Source organism: Neisseria sp. P0016.S008, assembly GCF_051957775.1.
Taxonomy (GTDB): Bacteria; Pseudomonadota; Gammaproteobacteria; order Burkholderiales; family Neisseriaceae; genus Neisseria; species Neisseria flavescens_B.
Genome location: NZ_JBQCWB010000004.1, coordinates 86718 through 101641, shown reverse-complemented (window position 1 = coordinate 101641; position 14924 = coordinate 86718). Strand labels below are relative to the sequence as shown.

Here is a 14924-nt window from a genome sequence, read left to right as displayed (position 1 = left end):
CGGAAACGGTATGGGTGTGAAAGAACAGTATCAAGAGACGGAAGTTTTTTCTTTGGATTATGAGGGCAGGGGTGTTGCCAGAGTTAATGGGAAGACTGTATTTATCGGCGGTGCGCTGCCTGGAGAGCGTGTAACGTTTGTCATACATAAAGAGAAAAAACAGTTTGCAGAGGCTCAAGTTGAAAAGGTTTTGAAGACTTCTTCCGAACGTGTCGAGCCGGCGTGTTGCTATTTTGATACATGTGGCGGCTGTTCGCTTCAGCATGTTTCTTTCGGAGCACAAGTTGCGTTAAAGCAACGGATTTTGGAAGAACAGTTGGAACGGATAGGTAAGGTCAAGCCGGAAATAATTTTACCCCCTTTATATGGTCACTCCTGGTATTATCGCGATAGAGCGAGTTTAAGTGTTTCGGTGGATAAGCAAGGCCGTCTGAAACTCGGTTTTCAGGCCAAAAAAAGCCATGATGTCGTCAATATCCGCCATTGCCATATTTTGCCTAAGCATGTGTCCGATAGATTGCCTGATGTCCGCAATTTGCTGCAAAAGCTGCATGATGACGGTGTAAAAGTGAAACTTGTTGAGTTTTATTGCGGGAAAAATGTGACGGTGCTCAACATTCGTTTCGTAAATCAACCGTTTGGACAAATATTAAGCGAATTGCGTAATTGGTTTGATAAGATATTGTCGGGTGCTGAAAAGGCATGGCAAATATGGTTGCAGGATCATGCCGAGCCCTTGCCGTTTTACCCTGAGAACGCACCTGCTCTGAACTATACTTTTGCTCAATTTGATGTGGAAATGCCTTACAAGCCTGGTGATTTTACGCAGATTAATGCGCAGCTGAACGAAGTGATGGTGGCAAGGGCCGTCAGACTTTTAAACCCTCAAAAAGGGGAGCGGATTGCCGATCTGTTTTGCGGTTTGGGTAATTTCAGTTTGCCGCTGGCAAAAAGTGGCGCATCAGTTGTCGGTATCGAAGGCGCCGATTATTTGGTAGATAGGGCAAAGGAAAATGCACGCCTGAATCGTTGTGCCGAGAATATGACGTTTTCTGTTGCAGACTTATTTGATACCGATGAAAAGACTGTTGAGTCGTGGGGACAATTTGACAAGTTGTTGCTCGATCCGCCGAGAAACGGAGCTTATGCTGTTGTCAAATCACTACACAAACCGTTTTTGCCTCAGAAGATAGTGTATGTTTCGTGTAATCCATCAACATTTGCACGAGATGCCGGTGTCTTGGTTGATAAGGGCTATAAGTTTAAGGCGGCAGGAATCATGAATATGTTTGCACAAACCTCGCATGTTGAATCCATCGGTGTGTTTGAGTTGTAAATTGGTATCAAGTCCTTTATGTGAGTAGGGTTTTTAATGTAAAAATGAGTGCATTCATGTTATCATCATTCGTTTGGGGAATGAATAACGTTGAAGTTGCGCGTAAAGCAACAGATGTTAATAAATGCAGTTTGCAGCACAAGACCGGGAGGTGTTCTTGAACTATCAATTTTTAACTATTTTTTTGCTGGTGTTTTTTTTGCTGGTGTTGGTTTTTGTTCGTCATAAACAAAGTAACAATTCAGACAAACAAAGCGCGCATGCATCAAAAAGCGGCCGTACATCTGCTGCTCATACAGCCTCCTCTGAGGATGGAAACGACTGGATTGAGAAAGTCAACCAGACAGTTTCCAATGCGGATAATCAAGACTGGGAATGGGGTGGAAGCGGCTCAAACGATGCAACAGCTTCTGTTTCCGCACAAGAAGTCGATCCGTTGACCGAATATCAGGTTTATAAACAGTTCGGCTATGAGAGCAAAGCAGCGGAGTCTTTGGCCGGTTATCTCAATACTTTGGAAGACGGTGCGCCGGAAAAACTGGTTCATGAATTAATCGGTTTGAATCTGCGAGTCGGTAATATCGACATGCTGGCGGATACGCTTGAGCGTCATAGTGCTTCCCTTTCTGAAGACAGCGTAGCCGAATACCTGAAAGCCGGTCTGGCTTTGGATTCTACTAACCTGCGCCTGCGTGTTTTTGCCGAGCGTTATCTCGGTTGGAATATGCAGGAAGTGGACCGTCAAATTGGCGACCAAAATGGTTTGGAAGTTGCTTCCGACGAGCATATTGCCTTTGAGAGCGATTCGGTTGAACGCATGGTCGTCCCAGGTATGGGCAAACGTGCGCCTATCGTATTAGGCAAGAAAGATTTTGGTGAAATCAGCCCTGAAGAGATGGGTGCGGTTATTGGTTTTGCCAAACCGGAGCGTAGTGCAAAAATCCTGAAAGACAAGATCAGCTACGAGACTGCTTTGCATCAATACAACAAAGCAATCCAAACTTCTGCGAAGCCTGCTGGTCTCATTATCGATGCCTTGCGTCTGGATTATCAGAACGAAGAAGTAGGGCAGTTTGCCAAGCATCTGTGGAAGCTTTACCACTCTTTGGGTCAATATGGCCGTCAAGTAAAAGAACGTATGCTTGGTTGGGGTTATAGCCTTGGTTATCACGAAATTTTTGATGATTTGGAAAAAGGGCCGTCTGAACAGCAAATTAAAGAGATTGGCTTGAAGCGCGGTTATATTCAGCCAAGTTCTTTGCAGATGAAAGCCAAATATCGTGAGTTGGTTCAAAAAGACTCTTCAGTCATCAGCGCCAGCTCTTCACCAGCTGATGAAGCTCTGAAAGAAGTGGAATCTTTGTTGGCCTACGGTCAGTTGGATTTGGCCATCGGTACTTTGGAACAGGCTGTTCTGCAGTATCCTCAAGAGTCGCAGTTGTACATTATCTTGTTTGATTTGTACGAACGCGTTGAAGATTGGGGACGTTTGGAACAATTTCTGCGCTTGTTGCGGGAGCGTGTTGTCAGCCTGCCTGAAGAGGTTGTCTTGGCAATGAGCCGTCTCTTGCAACGAATGAACCAATATTCAAAAAAATAAGATAATCGTAGAAAGTACGAGTGATGAATAATCATTTACCAAAAATTAAAACCATACGGGTTATGCTACAGGAGATGGGTGAGCAACAGCAGGCGGTATTCCGTATGGCATTTAAAATGCACAATACGACGAATTACGTCATCGTTTCCCCTGATTCTGATGAAAAACCGGACTTGATATTGGTTGATACCGATACTCCGGCAGGTGTAGAAGCTTGGAAAGAGTCGAAGAAAACTTATCCGGAAGTACCTGTGGCTATGTTTTCTTCCGAGTTGCCGACAGTAACGACTCCTTATTTGGCTAAGCCGGTCAAATTCGATACCTTGTTTCCTATTTTGCGCAGCCTGGCCCAAGGCGGCAATGTTTTTGAGCCGTCTGAGCAACAAGCGGCTGAAGAGAATAAAAGACAATCAAATTCAGATGGCACAAGAAAAGCAACCATCCGCCGATTTAATCCAAATAAAGGCTTGTTGGGTGCGCTGAAATTTGCCAGTCAAGGACACCAAGATATTGCCGTCTTGCATGAAGGCAAGCCGATATTAATCGTGTTTCCTAGTATCCAGCGAGTACTGTTGACAGTCAGTGCCAATGAGTTGGAGAAATTGTGTAAGAACGATAACTTGGCTGTCGTGTGTAAGGCTGTTCCTGATAATCCTCAATGGAAAGAAAAAGCCAAAGTCACGATTATGTCATGCTTGTGGCAAATGGCTATTTGGACTGCATCAGGCCGTCTGATTTATCCGATGACACCGCAAACTGTCTTTACACTCAAGCGGTGGCCAAACTTAACTCGTTTGGCACATGTTCCGGAATCTATGCGTTTGTCGGCATTTCTGACAAAAACGTCTGTTAATCTGAATATCCTCTATAAAGTCATGCCTTTAGAAATGCCTGATATTTTGAATTATTTATCGGCAACATATATGACAGGCTTTTTGGCAACAGATACAGAATTTGCAACTGATGCAAACAATACGCCTTCGTTGAACGAACAGATTGATGTGAATAGCAAAGACGTACCTGAAACAGCAATGAGTAAAGAGGCTCAAAAAGTTGCCGGTCCGTCGAAAGAACAACCTCGCGGCCTGTTGCAACGCCTGATGCGTAAGTTGCTGGGTAAATCGTAAAGGACACGTCATGAAAGAAAATAAAATTATCTTTACCGGTCCTGTTGGCGTAGGTAAAACCACTGCAATTTCAGCTTTATCTGATGAACCACCGGTTCAAACAGATGCATCCGCATCTGATATGACACTTGTCCGCAAGGGGTACACGACTGTGGCAATGGATTACGGTGTCATTCATTTGGATGAGGAAACCAAGGTTCACCTTTATGGTACGCCTGGTCAGGAGCGTTTTAATTTCATGTGGGAAATTCTGAGCCAAGGCAGTATGGGCTTGGTGCTTCTTTTGGATAATACAAGAAGCAACCCATTGAAAGACTTGCAATTCTTCTTGGATGCATTCCGGGAGTTGCTGAAAAAAGCGCCTCTGGTTGTAGGGGTAACAAAGATGGATATCCGATCCTTACCAAGCGTGGATGTTTATCAAAAATATTTAGCACAGAATAATTTTAATGTACCGGTTTTTGAGATTGATGCGCGTCGAGAAGACGATGTAAAACAATTGGTTACTGCCATGTTGTTCTCAATTGACCCCGGATTAGAGGTATAAGATGGAAGCGACACTCTCTTTACAAGCAAATTTATATCCTAAGATTACACCTGCGGGTGCGTATTATGCTGTTTCAAGTGATACGCCCAGTGCCAGCAGAACTTTATTGTATGGTCTGTTGCGTGCAGAGCCGTCTGAAACCATCAGCAGCGAAAAAATCTTGGCATGGGCGGATACCAGCGACATTAATACCGCTTTGAACCTGCTGTATCGCCTCCAACGCTTGGAATTTTTGTATGGTGATGAGGAAATCAGCACAGACGATATCCATTTGACTGACGAGCAATTGCCTACATTGTTGGAACAGTTGTCTAATTCTGGCAAAGCTTTATTGGCTGATGAAAACGGTTTGTATTTTGCCAATGCCAATTTCCATCACGAGGCTGCGGAAGAGTTGGGCCTTTTGGCGAGCGAAGTGGCCAAAATGGAAGACAATCACCGTCTTTTGATTCGCAATAACCTGCATATCAATAATAGCGCATGGGGTATTTGTGATCCTTCAGGCCAAAGTGAATTGACCTTTTTCCCTCTGTATATTGGCATGACCAAGCTGATTTTGGTAATTGGCGGAATGCCTGACTTAAATAAAGAGGCTTTTGTTACTTTGGTTAAAGTGCTGTACCACCGATACGGCAGCCGTTGATTTTTGCCTGACCGATATTTATTTTAGAATGGAGCGACTATGCAACAACTATTAATCTCTGTATTAAGCGATTTGAACAATACCTCGGCTGATATCACTGCTTCTGCAGTTATTTCTACAGACGGCCTGCCGATCGCAACCATGCTGCCTTCACACCTGAATGCAGACCGTGTAGGTGCGATGTCGGCAACGCTTTTGGCATTGGGCAATCGTTCCGTACATGAGTTGGCTTGCGGTGAGTTGGATCAGGTAATGGTTAAAGGTAAAAATGGCTATATTCTGTTGAGTCAAGCAGGTGAAAATGCAGTGTTGGCATTGATGGCAAAAGAAAGCGGTAAATTAGGCTTGATTTTGTTGGATGCGAAACGTGCGGCCAAACAAATTGCTGAAATCTTATAAAAGTTTTATAAATTAAAAAGATATAAAAATATTTTTGTTTTTATATAGATTGTTGCTTGACAAGTTTCTGATATTTTCTATATAATTCCATTTTTAATTCCCCGATAGCTCAGTCGGTAGAGCGACGGACTGTTAATCCGCAGGTCCCTGGTTCGAGCCCAGGTCGGGGAGCCAAATTTTAAAACCACCATGTTACATGGTGGTTTTTATTTTATCTATTGGTTAATATTTTAAGATATTTTGATGATGATTGATTAAATGATTATACTTAATTCATCAGCCTTTATAGGAACAAATTATTAAAGTGCCATCACAACCATCCATGTGAAAAGTGGAAAAGAGTTTTGGAGAACTATAAATCGTAGCAATCCAAAAGATAAAACAATTTATGAAGTAAAATAATTTATGAAAGGTTAAAAATGATTTACTCAGCAAAGCTAAAAAAAATGGATGAAACAATTGAGGAATTTGCATATTTTTCTATAGAAAATAACGATCTATATTGTTTCCTCGATTATTGTCCAATGGCTATTGAAGTAAATAAAGTTTACAATGTGGAACTTGACTATTTCATTGTTGATAAGTTTATATTGGAAGAGGTTAATACAGATGAATCTGTTATTATTCCTTTTGAAAGAATAGGTGATAGTACACAATATAAGATAACAGGTAGGCTAGATGGCAATACATTTACAGCTGGAAATATTTGCTTTGTAGATGATGCTCTTCAATTAAAATATTCTTATTTAGATGGCAGATTAATTACTTTAACTGTATGGAGATTAAATATATCCGTAATTTCTGAAAGAATATAATCGTTATATTTTCTAAGAAAATTATTGTCTATATAAACCGTGCCGTCTGAAAATCTTAATTTCAGACGGCATTTTTTATTTTTCCGAGTAATACCACATGCCACTATATAGGCTGATGATTATTTCGATATAGCTGAAGACCTTTACAAAATTCCCCAAAATCCCCTAAATTCCCACTAAGACATTTAGGGGATTTTCCATGACTACCTTCTTCCAGCAAACTGCCCAAGCCATGATTGCCAAACACATCGACCGCTTCCCCACTATTGAAGTTGGATCAGGTGATTGATTAGTAGCCGATCGAACAATACCTGAATCGTCAAAAAACCCGTTACCTTCGAGACCACCGCGGCTGTCCCGCCTATCCCCTGTTGTCCATGTTCAAAGCCGTCCTGCTCGGACAATGGCACAGCCTTTCCGATCCCGAACTCGAACACAGCCTCATCACCCGCATCGATTTCAACCTGTTTTGCCGTTTTGACGAACTGAGCATCCCCGATTACAGTACCTTATGCCGCTACCGCAACTGGCTGGCGCAAGACAACACCCTATCCGAATTGCTGGAACTGATTAACCGCCAACCGACCGAAAAAGGCCTAAAAGTAGAGAAAGCATCCGCCGCCGTTGTTGACGCCACCATTATTCAGACTGCCGGCAGCAAACAGCGTCAGGCCATAGAAGTTGACGAAGAAGGATAAGTCAGCGGCCAAACCACACCGAGTAAAGACAGCGATGCCCGTTGGACAAAGAAAAACGGCCTCTACAAACTCGGTTACAAACAACATACCCGTACCGATGAGGAAGGCTATATCGAGAAACTGCACATTACCCCCGCCGATGCCCATGAGTGCAAACACCTGTCACCTTTGTTGGAAGGTCTGCCCAAAGGTACGACCGTCTATGCCGACAAAGGCTATGACAGTGAGGAAAACCGGCAACATCTGAAAGAGCATCAGTTGTTAGACGGCATTATGCGCAAAGCCCACTGCAAACATCCGCTGTCGGAAGCGCAAACCAAACGCAACCGATATTTGTCAAAGACCCGTTATGTGGTCGAACAAAGCTTCGGTACGCTGCACCGTAAATTCCGCTATGCCCGGGCAGCCTATTTCGGGCTGATTAAAGTGAGTGCGCAAAGCCATCTGAAGGCGATGTGTTTGAACCTGTTGAAAGCGGCTAACAGGCTAAGTGTGTCTGTAGCTGCCTAAAAGGCGGCCCGGATGCCTGATTAATCAGGTATCCAAGGGGGATTAAGGAGGTATTTGAGTAGAATCAGTGGATATTTGAAACAAAAATAACCGAAAATCTTTATTTAGGTTTCGGCTGTTGGGGAAAAGGAATTTTGCAAAGGTCTCAGTGTATCTTTGGTACATCCAGTGGTTACCGCATTTGAAACCGATAGGATAAATGTGGTAACTGCTGCAGAAATTGATGTAAATGATTTGAGCCATGGTCCAAAGGATTTGCAGGATTTATCTTGGTTTGGCGTGCGTCGTGTTGGGTTGCGTGAGGCAACGAGTCCGGATGAGGCTAATCAAAGTCTTGATTTGTCTTTGAAAGGTATTGAACCGAGTATGAGGCCTTCTTGGTGGTTGCCAGATTCGCTGCAGGAACGTGAGAAAATTCGTAGGGCAATGAAACCGTTGTCTGTCTTGGCAAAAGCCCGTGGCATGAGTGAGGAGTCAATTTTAAAACTGGCTTCGCTGGAAAACTATGGGAAAAAGTTGTATTTCTTGCCATTTACCAGTGCGCGAAGTAAAGAATGGGTTGTGATATTGAATGATCAGGCAGATTTCTTGGGTTATGCGCCGATTGATGGTTTTATCAAGTAAGAAAAGGCCGTCTGAAAGCGGGTAAGTAATGGTGTAGGCTGTTTTTAAAAGAAAATATGCTGTCAGACTTTGCCTTTCTTTCGTCAAACTGATAAACTGTTTGCCATTATTTTTGACCGAGGCATAAATTTTTCATGAAAGACGCAGAGCAGAGTAGTTGTTATACCGCTTCTTTCCCTTTATTTATGTCCGAACTTTGGCAGTCTGTCCGTTTTAAGCGGAACGGCTGCCTTTTTGTATTTTAAAGGAACACAATCATTATGGATTTCAGTTGGTTGGCAGAGCCGCATACTTGGATAGGCTTTGCCACGCTTCTGGTTTTGGAAGTTGTTTTAGGTATTGATAACCTTGTTTTCGTAGCGATTTTGGCAAACAAGGTTAAACCATCGCAACGTGATAGGGCGCGGATAACGGGCTTGGGTTTGGCCGTTGTTATTCGGATTTTCATGCTGGGCTTTATGGCGCACATCATGACGCTGACACGTCCTTTGTTTGAGCTGGGCGGCTTGGAGATTTCCGGTAAAGATATGATTATGTTTGCCGGCGGTATTTTCCTGCTTTATAAAGCAACTACCGAGCTGCATGAACGCCTTGAAGGTCATAATCAATTTGCTGTTGCTGAAGGGCAGAAGAAGCATTCTGCTTTTTGGGGCGTTGTGGCGCAAATCTTGATTTTAGATGCGGTTTTCTCTATCGATTCTGTCATTACGGCAGTGGCGATGGTGGATCATATTGTGGTGGCAATGGGTGCGGTTGTTGTGGCGATGACGGTGATGATTTCCGCCAGCAAACTGTTGACTGCCTTTGTGGACAAGCATCCGACCGTTGTGATGTTGTGTCTGGGTTTCTTGTTGATGATCGGTTTTAGCCTGATTGCGGAAGCCTTCCATTTCCATATTCCGAAAGGCTATTTGTATGCGGCGATCGGCTTCTCGATTTTGATCGAACTGTTTAATCAGGTTTCGCAAAAGAATGCCCGCAAAAATGACTACATCAGCACTTCTTGGCGTAAGCGCACCGCTGAAAATGTGTTGGGCATGATGGGTATCCGTGAAAGCATTTTGGCAAAAGCAGGCGATAATGGCGGCGATGACGAGCATTTTGAAGAAAACGAAAAATCCATGATTCGCAGCGTGCTGACTTTGGCGGAGCGTCCGATTATGGGCGTGATGATTCCGCGTCGGGAAATTGAGAAATTGGATATTTCCCAAAGTCGGGAAGAGCAAAATGCGCAGCTGAAAAATACGCCGTATAGCCGTTTGTTGGTTGTCGGTAAGGCAGGTGTAGATGAGCCTTTGGGATATATCAGTAAAAAAGATTTGCTGAACCAGCTGCTTGAATCGGGAGAAATCAATATTCAGACGGCCTTGCGCCAACCATTGATTTTGCCGGACAGTACGACGGCATTGAATGCTATAGAATTGTTCCGTCAAAGCAGCGCGGATTATGCGTTGGTGGTGGACGAGTTTGGCGCGGTGCTGGGTATGGTAACCATGAAAGATTTGTTGGAAACCATTGCCGGTGAGTTTCCCGAAGAGTTTGAGCGTGAGGAAGAAGAAGCTGCTCCAGCCAGTCAGGATGAAACACTGTCTGTGGATGGTGCATTGGAGTATGTGGAATTGGCTTCACAATTAAATCTGCCTGCTCAAGAGGAAGACGCGGACTTCCATACCGTTGCCGGCTTGATCATGGAAGAATTGCAAAGTATTCCTGATGTGGGCGATTTCATCGATTACCATGGCTGGCGTTTTGAAGTGGTTGAGAAGGACGGACAACGGATTACCCGTGTAAAAATCAATCGTTTGCCGGAAGAAGAATAAGTAAAAGCTAATATAGTAAAGGCCGTCTGAAAATGTTCAGACGGCCTTTTTATTGATTCAATTTTAGTTGCCGTAATGTCCCGAGCCTAAGATTCGGTGTGAATGTGCGCCGGTTGCATGGTGGGGATTGCTTGGAACTTGATTGCACCAACAGGCGGCAAGCCAGGCGAAAGCGGCGGCTTCGACCCATTGCGGGTCAAGATGGAGCTTGGCTGTGCTGTGCAATTTGGTGTCGGGGGAAAACAGGGTTTCCAAGTCTTGCATCAAAACCGGATTGCGGATGCCGCCGCCGCAGATATAAAGATTATGAATTGCCGGAGCAGCTTGTTTAGTCGCATCAAAAATGGTTTGTGCAGTATAAAAGACCAATGTGCGTATCACATCTTCCGGCTTTTCATTACCTTTCAGACGGCCTTGAAGCCAGCTTAGAGAAAACAATTCTCGGCCTGTACTTTTCGGATAAGGGCGGCTGAAGTAAGGATGGTCGAGTAGGGAAGCGAGCAGGTCTGGGAGGACTTTGCCTTGTGCGGCTTTTTCCCCGTTTTTGTCGTAAGGCTGTCGCCAAATATGTTGCATCCATGCGTCCATCAACATATTGCCGGGGCCGGTATCGAAGCCGAAAGAAGGGCTGTCGGGTGGAAGAATGCTGATATTGGAAATGCCGCCAATGTTGAGTACGGCTCGGGTTTCATTCGCATCTTGAAACAGCGCTTCGTGAAAAGCGGGGACGAGGGGCGCACCTTGACCATTGCAGGCAAGGTCGCGGCTGCGGAAGTCGCCGACCGTGAAAATGCCGGTCAGCTCGGCTAAAAGCGAGAGGTTGACCAATTGAATGCTGTAACCGTATTCTGGCGCATGGCGGATGGTTTGTCCGTGGCAGCCGATCGCGGCAATGTTTTTGGCCGACAGGTTTTGTTCTGTCAATAGTTGTTGGACGGTTTGGGCGTATAGGTGGCTGAGTGTTTGCGCCAGGATATTGCTTCTGTGCAATTCATTTTCGCCTATGTCTTGCAGTGCCAATAATTCTTGGCGCAGGCCGTCTGAATAGGGTAGAAAGCTATGAGCAACGGCGCGTTGCCATTGCTTGCCCTGCATTTGAATCAGTACGGCATCGGCACCGTCCATGCTGGTTCCGGACATGATGCCGATATAGTATTGGGGTTGCATTTCGGTTACAGAAAGAGAAGGTAAAATGACATTTTAACGCCTTTTGACGTTTTTACGGGAATTTCGGCATTTAATGTAAATAGTTGGTGCAAGAAAGATTACAAAGAGGTTAAAATAACGCGACTCAACATGTTTTCCAAAAGGAAACTTTCCATGGCTCAAACTCAGTCGAGTGCGAACTTGAAGCTGATTAATACGGTTTTTGCCGCTATGCTTGTGAGCATGGTCGGCTATTTTATTTATTGGGGCTTGGGTTATACCCACTACAACCACTCCGGCCTGTTTATCCTTGCTACCTTTTTCGGCGTCTTTATGGCGTTTAATGTGGGTGGTAACGATATTGCCAACTCTTTCGGTACAAGTGTCGGCTCCGGCACATTGACCATTCCGCAAGCCTTGCTAATTGCGGCAGTATTTGAAGTCAGCGGCGCAGTGATCGCCGGCGGCGAGGTAACAGATACCATCCGTAAGGGTATTGTCGATTTGAATGGCATGCATCTTGATCCGATGCAGTTTGTCTTTATTATGATGTCTGCGCTTTTGGCTGCGGCATTGTGGCTGCTTTTTGCATCGCACAAAGGCCTGCCGGTTTCCACGACACATGCCATTATCGGCGGTATCGTCGGTAGCGCCTTGTGTATGGCGGCATTGAACGGTGTGGATTCCGTTGCGCTGATTCAATGGGACAAGTTGGGCGAAATTGCCTTGTCTTGGATATTGTCTCCGGTTTTGGGTGGCATCGTTTCCTATCTGTTGTTTTCACGAATTAAGAAAAACGTTTTAGACTACAACTCTTGGGCTGATAATACGCTCAAAGGCATCAAGCTGGAGAAGAAAGCCTATAAAGAAGAGCATCGCCTGTTTTTTGAAGCCTTAAGTGAATCTGAAAAAGTCGAATACGCCACCAAAATGGCGCATGATGCCCAAATCTATGATGAGCCGGACTTTGATCCTGCAGAATTGCAGTCTGAGTATTATCGTGGTCTGCACCGCTTTGACAGCCGTAAGGGTGAAGTAGATTCTTACAGAGCCCTGCATTCTTGGGTGCCGTTTATTGCTTCTGTCGGCGGTATGATGATTGCGGCCATGTTGATTTTCAAAGGTCTGAAAAATCTGCATTTGGGCATGAGCAATGTGAACAGCTTCCTGACCATTTTCATGATCGGTGCGGCTATTTGGATGGGTACGTTTGTATTTGCCAAAAGTTTAAAACGTAAAGATTTGGATAAATCGACCTTCCAAATGTTTTCATGGATGCAGGTATTTACCGCTTGCGGTTTCGCATTCAGCCATGGTGCAAACGATATTGCCAATGCGATTGGTCCGTTTGCCGCGATTATGGATGTGTTACGTACTAACAGCATTACTGCTCAAAACGCCGTACCGCCGATTGCCATGTTGACTTTCGGTATCGCTTTGATCGTCGGCTTATGGTTTGTCGGTAAAGAGGTGATTAAAACTGTAGGCACCAGCTTGGCAGAAATGCACCCTGCATCAGGTTTTTCTGCAGAACTTTCTGCCGCAGCCGTTGTGATGGCTGCATCATTTATGGGCTTGCCCGTTTCCAGTACCCATATCTTGGTGGGTGCAGTTTTGGGTATCGGCTTGGTTAACCGCAATGCCAACTGGAAATTGATGAAACCGATCGGCCTTGCTTGGGTGATTACCTTGCCTGCCGCTGCCGTTTTGTCTGTTGTCAGCTATTTGGTTTTACAAGCAGTGTTTTAATTGATTATTTGATTTAGAAAGGCCGTCTGAAAGATGTTTCAGACGGCCTTTATTTATGTTCATTAAGAGGAGATTTTAGTTTGTTATGAACAAACAAAGCTATTTTTAATCAGCCCACTATAAGGTTAAGGTAATAAAAAAGCCCCAATTCATAGACGTTAAAGATGTCGTATTGAATTTGGGGCTCTATTTATTTAGTGCAAGCCTTATCAGGCCGTCTGAACATTATTCAGCAACTTCATTGGTCTCAGCTTGAGCAGGAGCAGCTTCTGCTTCAGCGGTAGCCTTAGCGGCTTGACGTTCGGCTTGTGCAGCCAATGCCTGTTGAACGGCTGGGTGTTGTTGGGCGATGGTTTGTTCTTCTGCACTGACTTCGCCTTTGAAGCGGTTGTTCAAGTCAAAACGTTTGCCGCCGCGAGCCAGTGCTTTCAGATAGCGCGGACGGCGGCAGTGGTTGGCCAGTACGCGTGCAATCAGTGCAGGGTCGTATTGGGGCAGGGCGGCAACCAAGTCTTGGTCGATGCCGACGGCCAACGGTTTGAATCGTTTAAATACATCATATTTGCCGTAAATGTGGTCGGCAATCATGTCTGTCTGTTTTTTCTTGCTCATGGTTTGGACGGCAGATTTCAGCGCAGCGCCCAAAGCGGTTTCTTGTGCCATTGCGGTTGTATTCCTCTAATATAAATCCGTATTTTCGTCATACGGCAATAAGGTGCTATTGTAGTATAAAGACTGTGATTTGGCTAAATTTTTCTGAGAATATTCAGACGTAAACGGTTATTTTTCCAGTTTGGCAATGTCCGGTGTATTAACATGAACATCGGCATTTTGCGCACGATGGCGTAAGGCGTGGTCAATCAATACCAAGGCCAGCATGGCTTCAGCAATCGGAGCGGCGCGTAGGCCGACGCAGGGGTCGTGGCGGCCGTGTGTGGCAAGCTCGACAGGGTTGCCCTCTATATCAATGCTGCGACGCGGTGTAGCGATGGAACTGGTCGGTTTGATGGCAATATTCATATGAATGTCTTGTCCGGTGCTGATGCCGCCCAAGATGCCGCCTGAGTGGTTGGATAGAAAGCCTTGTGGCGTGAGCTCGTCGCCATGCTCGCTGCCGCGTTGCGTTACGCTATCAAAACCTGCACCGATTTCCACGCCTTTGACAGCATTGATGCCCATCATGGCGTAGGCAATTTCTGCATCGAGGCGGTCAAAAACCGGTTCTCCCAAGCCGACAGGGACGTTGGCTGCTTCGATATGAAGTTTTGCGCCGACAGAATCCAATGATTTGCGCACGCTGTCCATATAGTTTTCCAAGTCCTCAATTTGGCTTTGGTTTGCAGCAAAAAAAGGATTTTGGGAAATATATTCGTAACCTTCAAACTGGATTTCTTTTTCACCGACTTGGGTAACGTAGGCGGTAATTTCAGTACCGAATTTTTCTTTCAGCCATTTTTTTGCAACTGCTCCGGCTGCAACGCGGGCAGCGGTTTCACGGGCGGAACTTCTACCGCCGCCGCGATAGTCACGTGTACCGTATTTATGCCAGTAGGTGTAATCGGCATGTCCGGGGCGGAAACTGGTGGCAATATTGCCATAGTCTTTGCTGCGCTGGTCGGTATTGCGGATCAAGAGGGCGATGGGTGTACCGGTGGTTTTGCCTTCGAATACGCCGGAGAGGATTTCGACTTGGTCGGCTTCGCGGCGTTGGGTAACGTGGCGGCTGGTGCCGGGTTTGCGGCGGTCAAGATCAAGCTGGATATCTGCTTCGCTCAATTCTAATCCGGGCGGGCAGCCGTCAATGATGCAGCCCAAGCCTGCGCCGTGGCTTTCGCCGAAAGTGGTAACGGTAAAGATTTGTCCGAAGGTATTGCCTGCCATAGGGATACTCTTTTGAAATTGGGTTTGGA

General features: G+C 45.3%; 12 protein-coding genes, 1 tRNA gene and 2 pseudogenes. 12 read left to right on the top strand and 3 right to left on the bottom strand.

The window, feature by feature from the left end:
- The first annotated feature begins 10 nt into the window (after positions 1–10).
- The 11 genes and pseudogenes from rlmD (at position 11) to ACTHS8_RS06445 (ending at position 10119) form a co-directional block, all read left to right on the top strand.
- Entirely contained in the window at positions 11–1336 is a 1326-nt protein-coding gene (gene rlmD, locus ACTHS8_RS06495) for a 23S rRNA (uracil(1939)-C(5))-methyltransferase RlmD (protein WP_063075605.1), read from the top strand.
- Positions 1337–1460: 124 nt separating this feature from the next.
- Positions 1461–2936, top strand: a complete 1476-nt coding sequence (locus ACTHS8_RS06490) for a 23S rRNA methyltransferase (protein WP_440373290.1) — start codon at positions 1461–1463, stop codon at positions 2934–2936.
- A 23-nt stretch (positions 2937–2959) separates the two neighbouring features.
- The gene (locus ACTHS8_RS06485) at positions 2960–4063 is read left to right on the top strand and encodes a response regulator transcription factor (RefSeq protein ID WP_063075607.1); all 1104 of its coding nucleotides are present in this window, start codon (positions 2960–2962) and stop codon (positions 4061–4063) included.
- A gap of 10 nt (positions 4064–4073) precedes the next feature.
- A complete protein-coding gene (locus tag ACTHS8_RS06480; protein ID WP_003748733.1) occupies positions 4074–4610 on the top strand; it encodes a GTP-binding protein in 537 nt (178 codons plus the stop codon).
- A 1-nt stretch (position 4611) separates the two neighbouring features.
- Positions 4612–5253: a hypothetical protein gene (locus tag ACTHS8_RS06475; RefSeq protein WP_003679679.1), complete on the top strand. Its 642-nt coding sequence runs from the start codon at positions 4612–4614 to the stop codon at positions 5251–5253.
- 39 nt (positions 5254–5292) lie between these two features.
- Positions 5293–5652, top strand: coding sequence for a roadblock/LC7 domain-containing protein (locus ACTHS8_RS06470; RefSeq protein WP_003679682.1), 360 nt, complete (start codon positions 5293–5295; stop codon positions 5650–5652).
- 98 nt (positions 5653–5750) lie between these two features.
- Positions 5751–5826: transfer RNA gene (locus ACTHS8_RS06465), tRNA-Asn, on the top strand.
- A 245-nt stretch (positions 5827–6071) separates the two neighbouring features.
- Positions 6072–6467 (top strand): hypothetical protein, encoded by a 396-nt coding sequence (locus ACTHS8_RS06460; RefSeq protein WP_440373289.1) that lies wholly within the window; start codon positions 6072–6074, stop codon positions 6465–6467.
- 199 nt (positions 6468–6666) lie between these two features.
- Positions 6667–7675: pseudogene (locus ACTHS8_RS06455) on the top strand (IS5 family transposase).
- A 147-nt stretch (positions 7676–7822) separates the two neighbouring features.
- A pseudogene (locus ACTHS8_RS06450) lies at positions 7823–8299 on the top strand (fimb protein); the annotation flags it as partial.
- A 260-nt stretch (positions 8300–8559) separates the two neighbouring features.
- Positions 8560–10119, top strand: a complete 1560-nt coding sequence (locus ACTHS8_RS06445; protein ID WP_101755888.1) for a TerC family protein — start codon at positions 8560–8562, stop codon at positions 10117–10119.
- Positions 10120–10182: 63 nt separating this feature from the next.
- Here the strand turns inward: ACTHS8_RS06445 and ACTHS8_RS06440 are convergent, their stop codons facing one another.
- Positions 10183–11286 (bottom strand): anhydro-N-acetylmuramic acid kinase, encoded by a 1104-nt coding sequence (locus ACTHS8_RS06440; RefSeq protein WP_440373288.1) that lies wholly within the window; start codon positions 11284–11286, stop codon positions 10183–10185.
- Positions 11287–11439: 153 nt separating this feature from the next.
- On the opposite strand from ACTHS8_RS06440, the gene ACTHS8_RS06435 reads away from it, so the two are divergent.
- Positions 11440–13014 (top strand): inorganic phosphate transporter, encoded by a 1575-nt coding sequence (locus tag ACTHS8_RS06435; RefSeq protein WP_311476911.1) that lies wholly within the window; start codon positions 11440–11442, stop codon positions 13012–13014.
- A 225-nt stretch (positions 13015–13239) separates the two neighbouring features.
- Here ACTHS8_RS06435 and ACTHS8_RS06430 read toward each other — a convergent pair whose 3' ends face one another.
- Positions 13240–13677: a ProQ/FINO family protein gene (locus ACTHS8_RS06430; protein WP_440373287.1), complete on the bottom strand. Its 438-nt coding sequence runs from the start codon at positions 13675–13677 to the stop codon at positions 13240–13242.
- Between the two features lie 117 nt (positions 13678–13794).
- Complete coding sequence (aroC, locus tag ACTHS8_RS06425; protein ID WP_440373286.1) at positions 13795–14895, bottom strand: chorismate synthase; 1101 nt, start codon at positions 14893–14895, stop codon at positions 13795–13797.
- Positions 14896–14924: the final 29 nt, after the last annotated feature.

What these genes read in the sequence shown, in the direction of transcription:
- rlmD (WP_063075605.1), top strand. Translation starts at nt 11, where the DNA reads ATGGGTGTGAAAGAACAGTATCAAGAGACGGAAGTTTTTTCTTTGGAT.
- ACTHS8_RS06490 (WP_440373290.1), top strand. Translation starts at nt 1,461, where the DNA reads ATGCAGTTTGCAGCACAAGACCGGGAGGTGTTCTTGAACTATCAATTT.
- ACTHS8_RS06485 (WP_063075607.1), top strand. Translation starts at nt 2,960, where the DNA reads ATGAATAATCATTTACCAAAAATTAAAACCATACGGGTTATGCTACAG.
- ACTHS8_RS06480 (WP_003748733.1), top strand. Translation starts at nt 4,074, where the DNA reads ATGAAAGAAAATAAAATTATCTTTACCGGTCCTGTTGGCGTAGGTAAA.
- ACTHS8_RS06475 (WP_003679679.1), top strand. Translation starts at nt 4,612, where the DNA reads ATGGAAGCGACACTCTCTTTACAAGCAAATTTATATCCTAAGATTACA.
- ACTHS8_RS06470 (WP_003679682.1), top strand. Translation starts at nt 5,293, where the DNA reads ATGCAACAACTATTAATCTCTGTATTAAGCGATTTGAACAATACCTCG.
- ACTHS8_RS06460 (WP_440373289.1), top strand. Translation starts at nt 6,072, where the DNA reads ATGATTTACTCAGCAAAGCTAAAAAAAATGGATGAAACAATTGAGGAA.
- ACTHS8_RS06445 (WP_101755888.1), top strand. Translation starts at nt 8,560, where the DNA reads ATGGATTTCAGTTGGTTGGCAGAGCCGCATACTTGGATAGGCTTTGCC.
- ACTHS8_RS06440 (WP_440373288.1), bottom strand. Translation starts at nt 11,286, where the DNA reads ATGCAACCCCAATACTATATCGGCATCATGTCCGGAACCAGCATGGAC.
- ACTHS8_RS06435 (WP_311476911.1), top strand. Translation starts at nt 11,440, where the DNA reads ATGGCTCAAACTCAGTCGAGTGCGAACTTGAAGCTGATTAATACGGTT.
- ACTHS8_RS06430 (WP_440373287.1), bottom strand. Translation starts at nt 13,677, where the DNA reads ATGGCACAAGAAACCGCTTTGGGCGCTGCGCTGAAATCTGCCGTCCAA.
- aroC (WP_440373286.1), bottom strand. Translation starts at nt 14,895, where the DNA reads ATGGCAGGCAATACCTTCGGACAAATCTTTACCGTTACCACTTTCGGC.